At 72.4% G+C, this 16,668-nt stretch carries 15 protein-coding genes; 6 read left to right on the top strand and 9 right to left on the bottom strand.

Annotated elements, in window-relative coordinates:
• Positions 1-87 precede the first annotated feature (87 nt).
• The 5 genes from ACZ7NC_RS37070 to ACZ7NC_RS37050 all read right to left on the bottom strand — a co-directional run bounded on the left by ACZ7NC_RS37070 (position 88) and on the right by ACZ7NC_RS37050 (position 5,228).
• On the bottom strand, positions 88-471 hold the full coding sequence (locus tag ACZ7NC_RS37070) for a luciferase domain-containing protein (protein ID WP_471495119.1): 384 nt from the start codon (positions 469-471) through the stop codon (positions 88-90).
• An 87-nt stretch (positions 472-558) separates the two neighbouring features.
• Positions 559-1,461 carry a YceI family protein gene (locus ACZ7NC_RS37065; RefSeq protein WP_471495118.1) on the bottom strand — a complete coding sequence of 301 codons (903 nt, stop codon included), beginning with the start codon at positions 1,459-1,461 and terminating at the stop codon, positions 559-561.
• 62 nt (positions 1,462-1,523) lie between these two features.
• Positions 1,524-2,606 carry a maleylacetate reductase gene (locus tag ACZ7NC_RS37060; protein ID WP_471495116.1) on the bottom strand — a complete coding sequence of 361 codons (1,083 nt, stop codon included), beginning with the start codon at positions 2,604-2,606 and terminating at the stop codon, positions 1,524-1,526.
• Positions 2,603-3,460 (bottom strand): intradiol ring-cleavage dioxygenase, encoded by an 858-nt coding sequence (locus tag ACZ7NC_RS37055; protein WP_471495114.1) that lies wholly within the window; start codon positions 3,458-3,460, stop codon positions 2,603-2,605. Before ACZ7NC_RS37055 ends, ACZ7NC_RS37060 begins: the two co-directional genes overlap by 4 nt.
• A 25-nt stretch (positions 3,461-3,485) precedes the next feature.
• Positions 3,486-5,228 (bottom strand): FAD-dependent oxidoreductase, encoded by a 1,743-nt coding sequence (locus ACZ7NC_RS37050; RefSeq protein WP_471495112.1) that lies wholly within the window; start codon positions 5,226-5,228, stop codon positions 3,486-3,488.
• A 170-nt stretch (positions 5,229-5,398) separates the two neighbouring features.
• Here ACZ7NC_RS37050 and ACZ7NC_RS37045 point away from each other — a divergent pair, with 170 nt between their 5' ends.
• Positions 5,399-7,135 carry a helix-turn-helix domain-containing protein gene (locus ACZ7NC_RS37045; RefSeq protein WP_471495110.1) on the top strand — a complete coding sequence of 579 codons (1,737 nt, stop codon included), beginning with the start codon at positions 5,399-5,401 and terminating at the stop codon, positions 7,133-7,135.
• A gap of 52 nt (positions 7,136-7,187) precedes the next feature.
• Here the strand turns inward: ACZ7NC_RS37045 and ACZ7NC_RS37040 are convergent, their stop codons facing one another.
• Positions 7,188-7,772: an AMIN-like domain-containing (lipo)protein gene (locus ACZ7NC_RS37040; protein WP_471495108.1), complete on the bottom strand. Its 585-nt coding sequence runs from the start codon at positions 7,770-7,772 to the stop codon at positions 7,188-7,190.
• A 208-nt stretch (positions 7,773-7,980) separates the two neighbouring features.
• On the opposite strand from ACZ7NC_RS37040, the gene ACZ7NC_RS37035 reads away from it, so the two are divergent.
• The 4 genes from ACZ7NC_RS37035 (at position 7,981) to ACZ7NC_RS37020 (ending at position 12,825) form a co-directional block, all read left to right on the top strand.
• Positions 7,981-9,147, top strand: a complete 1,167-nt coding sequence (locus ACZ7NC_RS37035; protein ID WP_471495107.1) for an FAD-dependent oxidoreductase — start codon at positions 7,981-7,983, stop codon at positions 9,145-9,147.
• Positions 9,148-9,293: 146 nt separating this feature from the next.
• On the top strand, positions 9,294-11,378 hold the full coding sequence (locus tag ACZ7NC_RS37030) for a xanthine dehydrogenase family protein molybdopterin-binding subunit (RefSeq protein WP_471495123.1): 2,085 nt from the start codon (positions 9,294-9,296) through the stop codon (positions 11,376-11,378).
• A gap of 78 nt (positions 11,379-11,456) precedes the next feature.
• Positions 11,457-11,912, top strand: coding sequence for a (2Fe-2S)-binding protein (locus tag ACZ7NC_RS37025; RefSeq protein WP_471495105.1), 456 nt, complete (start codon positions 11,457-11,459; stop codon positions 11,910-11,912).
• Between the two features lie 46 nt (positions 11,913-11,958).
• Positions 11,959-12,825 (top strand): fructosamine kinase family protein, encoded by an 867-nt coding sequence (locus ACZ7NC_RS37020; RefSeq protein WP_471495103.1) that lies wholly within the window; start codon positions 11,959-11,961, stop codon positions 12,823-12,825.
• Between the two features lie 28 nt (positions 12,826-12,853).
• Here the strand turns inward: ACZ7NC_RS37020 and ACZ7NC_RS37015 are convergent, their stop codons facing one another.
• A complete protein-coding gene (locus ACZ7NC_RS37015; RefSeq protein ID WP_471495102.1) occupies positions 12,854-13,711 on the bottom strand; it encodes a hypothetical protein in 858 nt (285 codons plus the stop codon).
• An 89-nt stretch (positions 13,712-13,800) separates the two neighbouring features.
• Positions 13,801-14,637 (bottom strand): helix-turn-helix transcriptional regulator, encoded by an 837-nt coding sequence (locus ACZ7NC_RS37010; RefSeq protein WP_471495101.1) that lies wholly within the window; start codon positions 14,635-14,637, stop codon positions 13,801-13,803.
• A 101-nt stretch (positions 14,638-14,738) separates the two neighbouring features.
• Between ACZ7NC_RS37010 and ACZ7NC_RS37005 the strand changes: the two genes are divergently transcribed.
• Positions 14,739-15,446 carry an SDR family oxidoreductase gene (locus tag ACZ7NC_RS37005; RefSeq protein ID WP_471495099.1) on the top strand — a complete coding sequence of 236 codons (708 nt, stop codon included), beginning with the start codon at positions 14,739-14,741 and terminating at the stop codon, positions 15,444-15,446.
• Positions 15,447-15,467: 21 nt separating this feature from the next.
• Here ACZ7NC_RS37005 and ACZ7NC_RS37000 read toward each other — a convergent pair whose 3' ends face one another.
• Positions 15,468-16,661, bottom strand: coding sequence for a CaiB/BaiF CoA transferase family protein (locus ACZ7NC_RS37000; RefSeq protein ID WP_471495097.1), 1,194 nt, complete (start codon positions 16,659-16,661; stop codon positions 15,468-15,470).
• Positions 16,662-16,668 lie beyond the last annotated feature (7 nt).

Genomic DNA, 16,668 nt, shown 5'->3' with positions numbered 1-16,668 from the left:
CGCAGCCAATCGGCACCAGGTATGCGAACCCGTGAAGTGGTACGGAAAGCAACCCACGTGGTGCCGAACCAACTCACAACCAGATCACTAGCCGCGGGGCAGCACCGTGACACGACCGAGGTTGCACTCGTCCCCTGCCGGATGCCCGGCAGGGGAGCGGAGGTTCTGATGGGCCTTGAGCGCTGCGCTGACCAGGCTCATCAGCAGATCGACGTCCGTGTCGCAGTCGAGATGGACGGTCACCCAGCCCGAGCCGGGGACCAGCCGGATCGCGGTCGACTCCTGGAGATCGTCATGGAACCGTCCGATGGCCGACAGCGTCAGGTGCAGGTCCACGTCCCGGGGGGAGTGGAAGTGCACGATCTCGCTGTGGACGGAGCGCAGGGCCCGCCCTGCGCCACAACTGGCCCGGCCCGAGCTGAGATCGGGCCAGGTTTCCAGTTGTTCCATGGCACGTTGGGCCAGAGTCATGCCTCCATAGTCGCTCGATCACCACGTCGCAACCAGAGGTTGAGCGATTCGTAACCGGGGCGTGAGGAACCTCTCAGCCGCTTCGGCCTAGTCGGGAGGCGTCGGGGTGTCGTGCGTGCGGTACATCGCCTGTACGTCCAGCTCCAGCTGGACCGTGGGACCGACCACCGCGATGCCGCGGGCCAGCATGCTGCGCCAGTTCAGGGTGAAGTCCTCCCGGTGCAGCTCGGCCTTGGCCAGTGCCGCGCACCGCAGCTCCTCGCCGTAGCCGCCGTTGACCGACCCCAGGTAGGTGGTGTCCAGCTCCACTGAGCGGCTCACGCCGTGCATGGTCAGTGAGCCGTGCAGGGTCCACTTGGCGCCGCCCCGGTAGGCGAAGCGCGTGCTGGTGAAGTCGATGTACGGGTAGCGCTCGACGTTCAGGAAGTCGGCCGAGCGCAGATGGTTGTCGCGGGTGGTGTTGCCCGTCGTGATGCTGGCGGCGTCGATGCGCACGGACACCTGGGACTGGGCCATGTCCGGTGCCACCCGGATGCCGCCCGTGAACCGCTCGAAGCGGCCGTGGACATGGGCCATGCCGACATGCTTGGCGATGAACCGGATCGCGGTGTGCGGCGGGTCGAACAGCCAGGCGCCGGGCGCCGGAAGTTCCAGCTGCCGGGCCGACGTCAGCTGGACCCGGACGGTCGGCTGCGCGGGACCGGCGACGACGTCCAGGGTCTCGCGGTGCGGCGTCAGGCCCTCGGTCGTGATCATGAGGCTGTAGCGGCCCGGGGGCAGCGCGGCGAAGAAGAGGCCGTACGGGTCCGTCGTACCGGACGCCACGACCTCGTGCGAGTCGAGCGCGGTCACGGTCACGTCGGCGCCGCGCATCGGCAGCGCCATCGGGTCCACGACCTCGCGGCCCACGACGCCCGCCCCGGGCGGCACGGGCAACGGGACACCCGGAGCTCCTCGGGAGCGTCGACTCCTGAGCAGACCGAGGGGCATGCTGATCACCTTTTCTTCCGGCATGGGGGGAGGGGGGAGTGTGGGGGGAGGGGGTCGGGGAGTCAGCGGGCGGGCGTCGTGGGCGGTGCGCCCTCGTACGCGGCCCGCAGCAGGGCCAGTACGTCCGCCGCAGTGACCGGACGGGGGTTGGCGTACGCCTGGCCCGCGATCTGCGCGGCGGCCGTCGCCAAGTCGGCCTCCGCGAGGCCCAGTTCGGCGAGCGAGCGGGGTGCGCCGAGGCGTCCGGCCAGCTCCCACAGGGCCATCGGCGCGTCGGCCGCGTCCAGGGCGCGGGCCACGGCGCCGGCCGCGTCCGGGGCGGCGGGCGCGTTGTGGGCCAGGACGTACGGCAGCACCACCGTGTGCGTCTCGGCGTGCGGCAGCGAGAAGGTGCCGCCCAGGACATGGCACACCTTGTGGTGCAGTCCCATGGTGGTGGCGCCGAGACAGGACCCGCACAGCCACGCCCCGTACAGGGCACGGCCCCGGGCGTCCGACGAGGTCGGCTCCGCCGCCACCGCGGGCAGCGCCCGCGCCATCGCCCGTACGCCCTCCTCGGCCATCAGCGCGACCAGCGGCGAGGTGTCGGGGGCGTACAGGGCCTCCACGGCGTGCGCGATGGCGTTGACGCCGCTGGTCACCGACAGCGGTACCGGCAGCGAGAGGGTGAGCTCGGGGTCGTAGACCACGCTGCGGGGCAGCACCTTCGCATCGCGCCCGGTGCGCTTGACGCCGTGCTCGGTCAGACCCCACACCGGGGTCATCTCCGAGCCGGAGTACGTGGAGGGCACCGCGATCAGCGGCAGGCCGGTACGCAGGGCGACCGCCTTGCCCAGCCCGATCGACGAGCCGCCGCCCACGGCCACGCACCCGTCGGCGCCCGCCGCGCGAGCCGCCCGGACGGCCGCGTCGGCGACCTCGGAGGGGACGTGCATCCGGGCCCGGTCGTGCACGCCGACGCACGCCGGGCCGAGCGCGTCCGCGACCGCCCGCGCGGTCTGCGCGCCCCGCGTCCCGCACACCACGAGCACCCGCCGCAGCCCGAGCCGCTCCGCCTCGCCCGGCGTCGCGGACACCGAGGCGCCGGGCCGGAAGACGACCCGCACGGGCCGGCTCTCGTACGAGAAGTCGAGGGCGCTCGTCACGACCGCTCCAGTACGAGGTCGAAGCGGGCGTGCCGGAAGGGGTTCTCGACACCGAACTCCCGGGCCAGCGAGGGATCGTCCGTGGACGCGAAGTCCTGGACCAGGCTCGGCCTGACCGCGAACACCGCGTCGGAGTCCAGGTATTCGCTGTCCGCCACGAAGATGTGCGTGGTCACCGGTGTGTGACCGGCGGCCGAGGCGATGAAGTGGATGTGGGCCGGACGGTAGGGATGCCGGCCGGTGGCGCGCAGCAGCTCACCGACCGGTCCGTCGGTCGGGATCGGGTACGGGCTCGGCACACAGGTACGGAACCAGAAACGGCCCTCGGCGTCGGCCCTGAACAGCCCCCGGCCGTTGCCCCGCGGCTGCACGTCCGGGCGCTGCACGTCGTAGAAGCCGTTCCCGTCGGCCTGCCACACGTCGATCACCGCGCCCGGCAGCGGTCCGCCGTCACGGGCCAGCACCCGACCGCTGACCACGCACGGCTCACCGTCACCGACGAGGTCGATGTTCGCGCCGAGCTCCCGCACCGGCGACTCGGTCATATGGAACGGACCCAGCACCGTCGACTCGGTGGCGCCGGGCCCCTGTCGCTCGTTGACGGTCTCGACGAGCATCGACAGGCCGAGTACGTCCGACAGCAGGATGAACTCCTGCCGGGTGTCCGTGCACATCTGCCCGGTCGCCGTCAGGAACCCGATCGCGCGCTCCCACTCCTCCTGCGTCAGCCGCGTCTCCCGCGCGAAGGCGTGCAGATGCCGGATCAGGCCGGCCAGCAGCTCCCGCAGACGTGGATCGGCCGTCCCGTGGAGACTGGCGACGGCCTTCTCCGTGACCGTCGTGTCGCCGCTCATGTCGGCTCCCTTCTCGGCGCTCATCTCAACCGTGCCCGAGAATCCGCCGCAGCGCGTCCGTGAGCAACCGCTCGGCGTCCCCGGCCGAGGCGGCCTCGGCGTGCCGGAACGCCACATACCCGTCGGGGCGTACCAGGAGGGCGCCGGCGTCGGAGATCTCGCTCAGAGCGGCCCAGTCACCGTACGGGTCCTCGTACTCCTGGCCGGGCCCCACGACGACCGTGCCGATGTCGAGTGGCTGGACCTCGGCCGCCCTCAGCCACGCCTCGCCGCCGATGCCGGTGAGCAGCGTGAAGCGGCCTCCGCCGACGGTGTCGAGGGTGGACAGGGTCCGGGTGCCGGAGGTGAGCCAGGCGTGCGGGAGCTTGGCGCCGGGGCGGGAGCTGGGCTGGTGGTGCAGCTCCGGGTCGCGGGTGAATCCGGGGTCGGGCGTGCCGTCGGGGACGACCGCGTCGGAGGCGTAGCGCTGGTTGAGGTCGACGCCGTGCGCGTTGAACTCGTACGCCTTGAAGGCGATGGCCTCACGCAGCGCCGTCCGCTGCTTGGCGGCGGCCTCGGTGGCGTCCTTGCGGGCGGCGATGTTGGCCCACAGCTGCTCGGGCGTCTGCGGCGAGAGCCCGTCGAGCGCCTCGAAGATCGGCGCGGTCTCGGCGATGGACTTGTTGGCCCGCGTCACGATCTGCCTGCCGATCGGGGCGCGTTCCACGGTGTAGGTGTCGAGAAGCCTCGGCGTGGCGACGCCTTCGAGGACCAGCTTCAGCTTCCAGGCCAGGTTGTGGGAGTCCTGGATGGAGGTGTTGGAGCCGAGCCCGTTGGACGGCGGGTGGCGGTGCACCGCGTCACCGGCGCAGAAGACCCGGCCGTTCGCGTACGTCTCGGCGTACATCTCGTTGACCGTCCACGCCGACGACGACTTGATGGTCACCGGTATCTCGTCGTCGCCCACGAGCTGCCGTACGACGGACAGGGCGTACTCCTCGGTCAGGTCGGGGGCGCCCGCCGTCACGTCGTAGCCCCACACGATCAGCCACTCGTTCCAGGGCCGCACGCAGCGCACCAGGCCCGCGCCGATGCCACCGACGGTCGCGCCGGGCGCGAGCACCCAGTAGAGGGTGGAGGGGCGGTGCGCGGTGTACTTGCTCAGGTCCGCGTCGAAGACGATGTTGACGCTGCCCGCGACACCCATCTGACCGCCCATCGGCAGCCCCGCGTCCTCGGCCACCTTGGAACGGCCGCCGTCGGCGCCGATCAGATACCTGGCGCGGATCGTGTACTCGTCACCGCGCAGCCGGTCCTCGACGGTGACCGTGACGCCGGCGTCGTCCTGCACGAAGGACTTGTAGACGGTGCTGAAGCGGACGTCGGTGCCGCGTGCCATGGCCGCGTTCACCAGCACCGGCTCCATCAGGTGCTGTGGCATGTCGCACATGCGGGTCGGGCTGGCCAGCTCGTGCGCGGCCTGCACCAGCGGGTCGTTGCCCCAGGAACGGACCCGGCCGAGCTCCTCGCCGGCGAGGCTGGTGCAGAACGTCGTGTTGCCCATCAGGTGCTGCGGCGTCGCCTGGGCGACGACGTCCCGCTCGACGCCCAGATCGCGCAGCACCTCCATGGTGCGCTGGTTGGTGATGTGCGCGCGGGGCGTGTCGGCGAGACTCGCGTACCGGGTGACGACCATGTTGCGCACGCCGTAGGTGCTCAGGGCGAGCGCGGCCGACGCGCCCGCCGGGCCGCTGCCCACGATCAGTACATCGGTCTCGACGGTGTGCACGACAGAACGCTCCAGGAGATGAGAACAGATCCCGACTTTCAAGATCATGGAGCGGTTCGGCCGGTCATGGGTGTCTCATTACGAGACACCCCGCCGCCGACCTGCGGTGGGGCAGGAGGGCAGCCCGCCGTCGCCACGCGGGTGACACCCCCGATACGGTGAGGGACGCCATGACCACCGCGGAACATCCCCCTGCTCTCGCCCCGCTGCGCCAGGCCCGCGAACGCTTCCTGACGGGGCGTCCCCTCCCGGCCGGCGTGCCGGACGACGTGGTCGACGCCTGGCGGCGCGCCCGCTTCTTCGGCGTACGGCCCGATCTCGACGGCCCGGTACGGGAGTCGACCCAGCCGGTGAACTCGCCCCTGCTGGAGGCGGCGCGTCCGGTGCTCACCCGTGTCGCGCCGGCCCTCGACGCCGGGCGCTCGGCGCTCGTGCTCACCGACGAGCGGCTGAGGGTGCTGTGGTCGACCGGCAGCGCGCCCGGCGACGACACCTGCGCGGACCTGTCCGAGCGCGAGGTCGGCCACAACAGCGCCGCGCTCGCCCTGCGCACCCGGCGCCGGGCCGAGGTGCACGGTCCCGAGCACTTCCTCGACGTGTGGCAGGACGTCTCGGCGGTCAGTGTGCCGCTGCTCTCCCCGGAGACGGGGCAGGCGCTCGGCACGGTGACCGTGGCCTCCGGCCTGTGCGCGGGCTGCCGGCCGCATCCCGGCGCCGCCCTCGCCGAGGTGGCCGCCGCGGCGGTCGAGGCGGAACTGCGGGCACGCGCGCGTACTCCGGAACGGCTGCTGCTCGACGCCTACGAGCGTGCCGCGCGGGGACGCGAGCGGGCGGTCGTGGCGCTGGACGGCCGTAACCGTCTGGTCAGCGAGGCGGCGGCCCGTCTCGCCTCGCCGCAGGTGCTGGAGGCGCTGGAGCGCGGGGCGCGGACCTGGGGGAGAGGGGTCGGCGAGTCGTACGACATCCCGCTTCCCGAGGACGCCGGATGCACCGTCGAGATCACTCCGGTACGGCATGACGGCCGCCTTCTCGGCCTGGTCGCCGTGCTCGAACCGCGTCCCGTGGAGCCGGTGCCGTCGGTCCCGGGACCGGCGAGCGCGCTGGTGGGAGGCTCGGTGCCCTGGCGGCACGCGGTCGCGCGGGCGACGGCGCTGTTCCGTACGGCGGGTCCCGTGCTGGTGATCGGCGAGCGGGGCACCGGCAAGACCACCCTCGCCCTCGAACTGCTCGACGGCACGGCCCCGTTGGTCGTGGACGCCGCCGAGTCGCCGGAACTCGGCCTCACGCACGACGAGTTGCCCCTGGGCCGCCGCCCCCTGCTGCTGCGCCATGCCGAACGGCTGGCCCAGCCGGACGTCGCCGCCCTCAACTCGCTCCTGGACGAGCGCCCCGACGCCTCCCTCGTCGCCACCTACACGCCGGGAACCGCACCGGGCCCCTGCCTCCAGCGCCTTCTCGACACCCTCGCGGCCCGTTCGGTGACTCTGCCCGCGCTGCGGGAACGCCCCGAGGACATCAGGGAGTTGCTCCCCGCCCTCGCCCCCGTGTCTGCCCCGGGCAGCCCACCGCTGACCTGGACGCTGGACACGCTGCGGGCGCTGGAGCGGCACCCCTGGCCCGGCAATGTGACGGAACTCGCCCATCTCGTACGGGCGTTGGCGGGTCAGCGACGGGTCTGCGGACCGGTGCGGCGCGGCGAACTGCCCGATCCCGTCCGTGAAGGACCCGCGGGCCGGACGCTCAGCCCGATGGAACTGGCCGAACGGGCCGCGATCCTGGAGGCCCTGCGCAGCCACGGCGGCAACAAGGCGCGCGCCGCGGCGGCGTTGGGGATCGCCCGCGCCACCCTGTACCGGAAGCTGCGGGAGTACCAGGGGCGGGACGCCCTGACCGGGCCGAGCTCCTGATCGCCGCGGCCCTGCTCGCCCCGCCCTGCTCGTCGCCGGACCTCCGGGATGCTCAGCGCGCCCCGGTCCAGTTGTGCGCGACGTCGACGACGATGCGCTCGCCCGCCACCCACACCCGGAACGGCAGCCGCGCCCGGACCCCGAGCCCGATCTGCGTGTCCCCCTCGAAGCTGCCGACGAACCGCGCGTCGCGGAACGTGCGGTACCCCGTGAGATCGACGCCCTTCAGACGCTGACCGGCCTGCACGGGATAGGTGGGCTCTCCGGTGGCGATGTCGTACGCGGGCGCCGCCACACGCACCTCGATGACGGCTCCGCCGCCGACGGTGATCTGCCGGCCGGAGCCGTCCTGGTAGAGGCGGCTGACGTACCGGACGGAATAGCCGAGTTCACTGGTGCCCGCGCCGGGCACGTCGACGACCATGCGGTCGAAGCAGGCGTGCCGGCCGGTCCTGATGTTCGTCATCGACTCCGTCGTGGCGGCGGAGCGGGTCTCGGTCTGGCTGCCCCAGCCGGTGGGGCAGGCCGTGGTCTGGGTGGTGGTGGTCGTGGTGGCGTCGGCCGGGACCGCCGCCACGCCCAACGTGACGACCATGAGCGCGGTGGTCGCCGCCCATGCGGTTCTGTTTCGTCCCATTGTGTCCCCCGGAAGGTGATGTGCCTGATATTAGGAGAGACAACCGACTTGGCGGAATGGTTGCACTGTTCCGGAGTACGGCGGTCCGGACCTTGCGGGCCGGACCTTGCGGCGACCGGCACCCGGCTCGGGAACCCGTGCCGGACCTGGGACGTTCCACGAAGGACGGCCGCGAGGGGCGGGGGTCGAAGACATAAGGGGGGACGATGTGACGCGGTTACTGGTCGTAGGGGGCGGAATCGCCGGTACGGGTGCGGCTCTGGCCCTGCACAAGGCAGGACTGGATGTCGCCGTGTACGAGGCGCACCCCGACTCCGCCGAGGACATCGGCGCCTTCCTCACACTGGCGAGCAATGGCATGCGCGCCCTGGCGGAGGTGGACGCCTCGGCGGCGGTCACCGCGATCGGTTTCCCGCTGACATTGATGCGGGTCCTGGACGACACGGGCGCCGAGGCGGCCCAGGTGCCACTCGGTGAGGCCGGTACCGCGCACCTCCGCTACCGATGCGTGCGGCGCGGCGACCTCAACGCCGCCTTGCAGGCGGAGGTCACACGCCGGGGCATCGAGATCCGGCACGGCACGCGTCTCGTGTCGGTCGACGACGGGCCCGACGGCGTCACCGCCCACTTCGACGACGGCACCACCGCCACCGGCGACCTGCTCATCGGGGCCGACGGCCTGAAGTCCACCGTCCGCCGACTCGTCGCCCCCGACGCCCGCCCGGACCATGCCGGCCAGCAGGTCTTCTACGGCTACACCCGCGAAGCGCCCGCGGCGGGCGAGCCGGAGACCATCACCATGGTGCGCGGCAGCACCACCGCCTTCGGGTACGCGGTGTCCCCCGAGGGGGAGACCTACTGGTTCGCGCGAGTCGCCGCCGAGCCCTTGATCGCGGACGAGATCGAGCACGGCACCCCGGCCCACTGGCGCGACCTGCTCCTGCCGCTGCTCCGCAAGGACGCCACCCCGGCCGCGGACCTCGTCGCGGCCACCGCCGACGACCTCATGGTCACCAACGCCACCGAAATGCCCACCGCGACGCCCTGGCGCCTCGGCCGGACCCTGCTCATCGGCGACGCGGCGCACGCCGCCTCCCCCGCCACCGGACAGGGCGCGTCGATGGCGCTGGAGGACGCCGTCGTCCTCGCCAAGTCGCTGCGGGACGCGCCGGACACCGACGCCGCGCTCTCCCGCTACGAGACACTGCGCCGTCCCCGCGTGGAGCACAACATCACCGTCAGCGGCAACATCTCCCGCGGCACCCACGCCCCGTCGGGCCCCGGCCCCCGAGGCGCGAGCGCGAACCGCCCGGGCGACGAGGACCTCATACGGCAGTTGGACTGGAGCACCGACCTCTGGCGGCCCGCGTCATAGATCGATGCCGTGGATCGATGGCGTAAATCGATGGTGCTGCCAACCGGCGCAACCCCGACGTGCACAGGCCCCTCATAGAGGTCGAACCACACCGGGTTCGCGGAGAGGAGAGCCTGTTGGCCCGTCAGTTGTCCCGTCGACAGTTCGTGGTCTACTCGCTCGCGGCGGCCACCCTGACCGTCGCGGCGCCGCTCGGCTGCGACGGCTCCACCGCTCAGGGCGCCGAGGAGACGGACGGCGAACGGCGCCCGTCCGACGTCCTGGTGACCGGCACCGACGCCGAGATGCTGGTCCTGGAGGTCACCCCCGCCAACAAGGTCGTCGTACGGCTGCCGCGCGTCGAGGTCGGCCAGGGTGTCACCACCGCCGTCGCCATGATGATCGCCGAGGAACTGGACGCCCGGCTCGCCGACGTCGAGATCCCGCTCGCGGACGCCCGCAGCGAGGGCAACCAGTACACCGGCGGCTCCAGCTCGGTCAGTTCGCTGTACGGGCCGGCCCGGCACCTGGCCGCAACCGCCCGCGCCAAACTCGTCACCGCGGCCGCCCGCCGCTGGCATGTACCCGCGCGGACCCTGCGCACCCGGGGCACCCGGGTCTTCGCGCCGGACGGCCGCATGGCCACCTTCGGATCGCTGACCAGAAGCGCCGCCGGGATCACCAGACCCACCGTGCCGACCGCACCCAAACCGGCGTCCCGGCACCGGGTGATCGGACGGCCCACGACCCGCATCGACGCCCGCGACATCATCACCGGCAAGGCCAAGTACACCGGAGACCTCACGGTGGCCGGAGCCAAGCCGACGGTCGTCGCCCGGCCGCCCACGATCGGCGGGAAGGTCGTCTCGGTCGACTTCGGGGCCGCCCGCGCCATGCCCGGGGTGCATGCGGTCGTCCAGTTCGACGGCGGAGTCGCCGTGGTCGCGGAGACCTTCCACCACGCGTTCCAGGCCCGTGACGCCCTGCGCGTCAAGTGGGCGCCGGGACCGCTGGCGAACCTGTCCGACGACCGGATCCGCTCCCGGCTGCGCGCCGCCGTACCGAAGTTGGGCACACCGCCGCGCGGATCGGCGCAGACCGAGGCCGAGTTCGAGTTCGCCTTCGTCAGCCACGCCCCTATGGAGGTGCTCACGGCCGTGGCGGACGTGCGTGCCGGGCGGGCCGAGATCTGGTTCTCCTCCCAGACCCCGCAGTCGGCACGGGAGGACATCGCCTCGGCGACCGGAGTGCCGGTGTCGAAGGTGCGGGTCCATGTGATCCGGGGCGGCGGCTCGTTCGGGCGGCGCCTGAACCACGACGCCGCGCTCGAGGCGGCCGTGATCTCCAAGAAGGCGGGCCGGCCGGTGAAGCTGATGTGGAGCCGGGCCGACGACATCCGGCACGGCAGGATGCGCCCGGCCTCCCACCACCGCGTCCGGGCCAGCCACGCCCGGGGCCGGGTGGTGGCCTTCGCCCACGCCATGGCCTCGGTCAACGAGTCCTTCGGGGAGCGGGGCCTGTCCACGCAGGGCGGCTCGCGCGCCCCCGCGGCGGCCCCGCTCCCCAGCGAAAGCGGCCTGTACAACTTCGGCCGTCTCTCCGGCGACTCGGGCTCGGTCGAGCTGGCGATCCCGCTCGGCGCCTGGCGGTCGGTGGACTCCGGCACCGTACGCACCGCCGAGGAGATCGTCGTCGACGAGGTCGCCAGCAGCCTCGGCCAGGACCCGGTCGCCTTCCGCCGTACGACACTGCGGAGCAAGACCGTCAGGGCCGTACTGGACAAGGTCGCGACCGCCGGGAAATGGGGCCGGACCATGGCACCGGGCCACGCGCAGGGTGTCGCCGTGCACGAGGAGTACGACTCCTGTGTGGCCTGCCTTGTGGAGATCGACGCCGTCGATCCGAAGAACCCCCGGGTGACCAAGGTGGTGATGGCGGCCGACGTCGGAACGGCCGTCAATCCGCGCGGACTTGAGGCCCAGCTCATGGGCACCGCCGTCGACGGCATCTCCACGGTGCTGCGCGCCGGGCTGCACATCGACAAGGGTGCCGTCCGTGAGAGCAGCTTCGCCGACTTCCACTACGCCCGCGGGCGGCACGCTCCGCAGCACTTCGAGGCGCACATCATGCCGTCCCGGCGGGCCCCCGGCGGAGCCGGTGAACTCGGCGTCCCGGCCGCAGCGGGAGCCGTCGCCAACGCCTACGCCCGCGCGACCGGCACCAAGCCGCGCCGCTTCCCCCTCAACTTCTGAACCTGCCGAAAGCCTCGGAACCGCCCGAAAGCTTCTGAACCACCGAAAGCTTCTGAACCACCCGAAGAGAAGGTCTCGATGCCCTCCTACACCTTCACCCTCAACGGGAAGCAGGTCACCGTCGAGGCACCCGCCGACATGCCCCTGCTGTGGGTGCTGCGCGACCTGCTGCATGTCACCGGCCCCAAGTACGGCTGTGGCGTCGGCGCCTGCCGCGCCTGCACCAGCCATCTCGACGGCGACGAGATCCAGCCCTGCGTGGTCCCGGTCGCCGACTGCGCGGGCCGCGAAGTCACCACCATCGAAGGCCTGGCCGACGGCGACCGGCTGCACCCCGTGCAACAGGCCTGGCTCGACTGCGACGTCGCCCAGTGCGGCTTCTGCCAGCCGGGCCAGATCATGGCCACGGCCGCCCTGCTGAAGAAGACTCCCCGGCCGACGGACGCCGACATCGACGGCATCGAGAACGTCTGCCGCTGCGGCACGTACTCCCGGATCCGCGAGGCGATCAAGAAGGCCGCCGCCAACACCTGACCCGGTCGCTCAGGGCACGGCGGAGGGCCGCCGTACCCTGAGGGCCGTGCACAGCAGTTTCGAGACCCCGGGCGCCATCGCGGCGCGCTTCACCGGGCGTCCGGTGACCGGTGAACGCCGCCTTTCCGGAACGCTCGCCGAAGTCACCCTCGACGGCGGGCAAGTGGTGATCGTCAAGCGCGGCGAGGGCGACCGGGCCGCGTGGGCCGAGGGGGCCGGGCTGCGTTGGCTGGCCGAGGCCGGCGCGGTGCGTGTCCCGGTCGTGCACGGGCGGGACGCGCGGTGGCTGGTCATGGATCGGGTGGCGACCGGCCGGCCCGGTGCCGGTGCGGCGGAGCGGTTCGGCCGCGACCTGGCCGCCCTGCATGCCTCCGGCGCCCGCGCGTTCGGCGCCCCACCACCCGGCGGCCCCGAGGACGCGTACATCGGGCGCGCCCCCATGCGCAACATCACCGGGCCCGACTGGCCCCACTGGTACGCCGAGCACCGGGTCCTGCCGTATCTGCGCCGCGCGGTCGACGACGGCACGATCCACGGTTCCGAGGCACCTCTGATCGAGCGGGTCTGCGAGCGGCTCCCCGAACTGGCCGGTCCCGCCGAGCCGCCCGCCCGGCTGCACGGCGACCTCTGGAACGGCAACGTCCTGTGGGGTGCCGACGGGCACGCCTGGCTGATCGACCCGGCCGCGCACGGCGGCCACCGCGAGACCGACCTCGCCATGCTCCACCTCTTCGGCTGCCCCCACCTGGACCGGATCCTGGCCGCCTACCACGAGGCCACGCCCCTCGCCGACGGCTGGCCCGACCGCATCGGCCTCCACCAGCTGTTCCCGCTCCTGGTGCACGCCGTGCTCTTCGGCCGCGGCTACGCCGAACAGGCCCTGGCGGCGGCGGAGTCGGCGCTGACGGCATGAGGCACCGGAAGGCTTGAGGACCGGTGGCTCACACGGCGCCGCGCACCGGACGGCCCGTGAAGGCGTCCAGCAGGATCCGGTCGCCGAGCGGGCGGTCCAGCTCGACCGTGACCTTCTTGGCCAGCAGTTGCGCCGTGCAGACACCGTCCTTCGTGCCGGTCATGTAGCCGGAGAGCACCACACTGCCGTCCGTCTCCAGCACGTCCACGGCGGGTCCGTCGTCGCATGCGCCGTGGTGGGCCAGCACGGTGACGGACCGGCCGTCGGCGCCCATCTCGACCACCTTGTCGAGCTCCCACAGCTCGCCGCTGAGGGAGTCGGCCGGTCCGATGGGCGGCTTGGGCGGCTTCGAGGGGTTGAGGGCGAGCCGCTTGAGCGGGGTGTCGTAGCCCTTGATCGTGAACAGCCAGGCCGGGACGGTGGCCGGGCCGCGACTGGTGGCCAGCGTGGTCTCGCCCAGCTTCGCACCGGTCACTGTCAGGCGCGGCCCGGGGCCGTTGGTGCCGCCCAGCTTGTCGTACGCCGCCCGCGCCTCCATGAGCGGCAGTACGAGCGACTCACCGTCCCGCCATGTCACCTCGGCTTCCTTCCGCGGGGCCTTCGGGAGGTCGCCGTGCAGTTGGAAGTTCTGGGTGATGTAGGCCTCCTTGTCGGCGTCGTTGTGGAAGGCGTCCTCGGGCAGCTGCGCCGGGTCTCCCAGGGGGTGGTAGCCCTTGCGCCAGGTCTCCGCGGCCGTTGAGCCGTCCCAGGCCCCGGCCACCTTGAGCGCGCGGGGCCTGGTGTCCGGCGCCGGCTCGGATTCGTCGGCGCCTGACGTGTCGGCGCCGCATCCGGCGGCCAGCAGGGCGGTGAGCAACAGGACGGTGCGGGAAGCGGTCGTACGCATGGATACCCCCGAGCGGACGGCGATGAGCCGGGCAGGGCGGCGTCGGCGCCGCCCGGCACTGAGACGCACGAAGGACCCGCCGGGTTCGGTCAGACCAGTGACTGGGTGCCGAGTACGGCGAGCAGGGCGAGGCGTTCCGCGTCCGCAGTGCCGGGGGCGGCCGTGTAGACCATCAGGCGCAGGTCGCTGCCCGCGACCGTGAGGATGTCGCAGTCCAGGGTCAGGGGGCCGACCTGCGGGTGGTCGATGATCTTGTGGCCGGCCTCGTGGCGGCCGACCGTGCCGGTCTCCCACAGTTCGGCGAAGCGTGGGCTGTGCGTGCGCAGCTCCGCCACCAAGCGCCGCAGTCGGGGATCCGACGGATACCGGCTCGCGGTCGCGCGCAGGTCGGCGACGATGCCGGCCTCGAACGCGCGCCTGACCCGCGAGGTCTGCCGCACCCGGCTGTTCGGGGCGAGAAAGGCCCGCCACACGCCGTTGCGTTCGAAGCCGTGCCATCCGGACGGGTCGCCCATGAGCGCGGCGTAGTGGGGGTTGGCGAGGAGCAGGGTCCAGGCCGCGTCGTAGACCCCGACGGGCGTGCCGTTGAGACGGTCCAGCAGGCGCTGCACGCTCGGGGTGATGTGCGCGGGGACCTCCTCGGGGCCCGGCGGTGCGAGGCCCGCCAGCCGGAACAGGTGCCTGCGCTCGTCCGTCGACAGCCGCAGCGCCCGCGCCAGGGCCTCGACGATCTGACCGGACGGATTGCTCGCCCGGCCCTGTTCGAGACGGGTGACATAGTCGACCGAGATCCCGGCCAGCAGCGCCAGCTCCTCACGGCGCAGCCCCGCCGCACGCCGCTGCCCACCCGTCGGCAGCCCCACTACCTCGGGTGCGACCCGGTCGCGCCACCGGCGCAGGGCCTTCCCGAGTTCCGTCGCCGTCATGCCCCCAGTGAACACCGCTCCGCGGACACGTGCCTGGTACCAGCGGTCCCAGGAAGACGGGACGGCTGGCTGACGCGCTCGCCGCCGAGGACGCTGAGGACATGACGACAACACTCATCACCGGAGCGAACAAGGGACTCGGCTTCGAGACGGCCCGCCGGCTCGTCGAAGCCGGGTACACCGTCTACCTCGGCGCCCGGAACGCCGAGCGGGGCCGTGCCGCCGCCGAACGGCTCGGGGCACGGTTCGTCCAGCTCGACGTCACCGACGACGCCTCCGTGCGGGCCGCCGTGAAGACCGTCGAGGCCGAGGGCGGGCTCGACGTACTGGTCAACAACGCCGGAATCGAGGTGCGCGGCGAGAACAACGCCATCCCCGCCGCCGCGGACACCACCGCCGACGAGATGCGAACGGTGTTCGAGACGAACGTCTTCGGCGTCGTCCGCGTCATCCATGCCTTCCTGCCGCTGCTCCAGCGGTCCGAGGCCCCCGTCGTGGTGAACGTCAGCAGCGGCCTGGCCTCGCTGTCCCGGCTGTCCGACCCGGATTCACCGTCTCACTTCTACCAGGCCGTCACCTACCCGACCTCGAAGACGGCGGTCAACATGATCACCGTGCAGTACGCGAAGGCGTTCCCGAACATGCGGATCAACGCCGTGGAGCCCGGCTTCACCGCCACGGACCTCAACGGGCGCACCGGCACCCAGACCGTCGCGGAGGGCGCCGAGATCATCGTCCGGATGGCACAGGTGGGCCCCGACGGCCCGACCGGCGGCTATGTCGACGTGAACGGGCCGCTGCCCTGGTGACACCGGGCCTTGTCGGACCGCTCAGACGACGCCGTCGGCTCGCAGGGCCTCGATCTCCTGGCCGCTACGGCCGAGTTCGGCGAGGATCGCCTCCGTGTGCTCGCCCACCGCGGGCACCGGGTCCATCCGCGCGGGCACTCCCGCGAGGTCGGCCGGCGGCAGCAGGGCCTGCACCGTCGCCCCGCCGGGCACCGAGACGTCGCGCCAGCGGCCACGGGAGGCCAGGACCGGGTGATCGAGGAACGCGGCGACGTCGTTGACCCCCGCACAGGCGATGGCGACGGCCTCCAGGTCCTTGAGGATCTCCTCGGCGTCGGAGCGGGCGCAGCGCTCGGCCACGACCGCGTTGAGCTCGTCCCGGTGGGCCACCCGCGCGGAGCTCGTGGCGAAGCGCGGGTCGTCGGTCAGCTCGGGCCGGCCGAGGAACTCGGCGCACAGCACGGCCCACTCGCGCTCGTTCTGGATGGAGAACAGCACCTCCTTGCCGTCTGCGGCGGTGAAGGCGCCGTACGGAGCGAGGGTGGGGTGCTGGGTGCCCAGGCGCGGGGGCTGGACGCCGCCGTACCGCGTGTAGTTGGCGGGCTGGCCCATCCACTCGGCCAGCGCCTCGAACAGGGACACCTCCACCGGGTGGGCGGTGCCCGTGATGGCACGGGTGTACAGGGAGGTGAGGATCCCGCTGTACGCGTACATGCCGGCGGCGATGTCGGCGACGGAGATGCCGACGCGCGCGGTCTCGTCCGCGGTTCCGGTCAGTGACACCAGCCCGGTCTGGCACTGGACCAGCAGGTCGTACGACTTCCGGTCGGCCCACGGCCCGGACGTCCCGTATCCGGAGATCGTGCACGGGATGAGCCGCGGCCACCGCTCGCCGAGCGCGTCCACCCCCAGGCCGAGGCGGTCGGCGGCGCCCGGCGCCAGGTTCTGCACGAACACGTCGGCGCCGTCGAGGAGTTGGTGCAGGATCTCCTGACCCTTCGGGGCCTTGAGATCCAGCGTGAGGGACTCCTTGGACCGGTTGAGCCAGACGAAATAGCTGGACTGCCCGTGCACGGTCGTGTCGTACCGGCGGGCGAAGTCCCCGTCTCCCGGTCGCTCGACCTTGATCACCCGCGCCCCGAGATCGGCGAGCTGCCGAGTGGCGTACGGGGCGGCCACGGCCTGCTCAAGGCTGACGACGGTGACACCGGACAGGGGAAGGCGGGGGGTGCTCATAGGGGCC

It is taken from the genome of Streptomyces sp. NPDC111802, from assembly GCF_055634335.1.
Note: the sequence above shows the minus strand (reverse complement) of the source record. Positions and strands in the feature narration are given on the sequence as shown.

Bases quoted from the DNA above. Each gene is read 5' to 3' on its own strand.
- ACZ7NC_RS37070 (WP_471495119.1), bottom strand. From the start codon at position 471: ATGACTCTGGCCCAACGTGCCATGGAACAACTGGAAACCTGGCCCGAT.
- ACZ7NC_RS37065 (WP_471495118.1), bottom strand. From the start codon at position 1,461: ATGCCCCTCGGTCTGCTCAGGAGTCGACGCTCCCGAGGAGCTCCGGGT.
- ACZ7NC_RS37055 (WP_471495114.1), bottom strand. From the start codon at position 3,460: ATGAGCGGCGACACGACGGTCACGGAGAAGGCCGTCGCCAGTCTCCAC.
- ACZ7NC_RS37045 (WP_471495110.1), top strand. From the start codon at position 5,399: ATGACCACCGCGGAACATCCCCCTGCTCTCGCCCCGCTGCGCCAGGCC.
- ACZ7NC_RS37040 (WP_471495108.1), bottom strand. From the start codon at position 7,772: ATGGGACGAAACAGAACCGCATGGGCGGCGACCACCGCGCTCATGGTC.
- ACZ7NC_RS37025 (WP_471495105.1), top strand. From the start codon at position 11,457: ATGCCCTCCTACACCTTCACCCTCAACGGGAAGCAGGTCACCGTCGAG.
- ACZ7NC_RS37015 (WP_471495102.1), bottom strand. From the start codon at position 13,711: ATGCGTACGACCGCTTCCCGCACCGTCCTGTTGCTCACCGCCCTGCTG.
- ACZ7NC_RS37010 (WP_471495101.1), bottom strand. From the start codon at position 14,637: ATGACGGCGACGGAACTCGGGAAGGCCCTGCGCCGGTGGCGCGACCGG.
- ACZ7NC_RS37005 (WP_471495099.1), top strand. From the start codon at position 14,739: ATGACGACAACACTCATCACCGGAGCGAACAAGGGACTCGGCTTCGAG.
- ACZ7NC_RS37000 (WP_471495097.1), bottom strand. From the start codon at position 16,661: ATGAGCACCCCCCGCCTTCCCCTGTCCGGTGTCACCGTCGTCAGCCTT.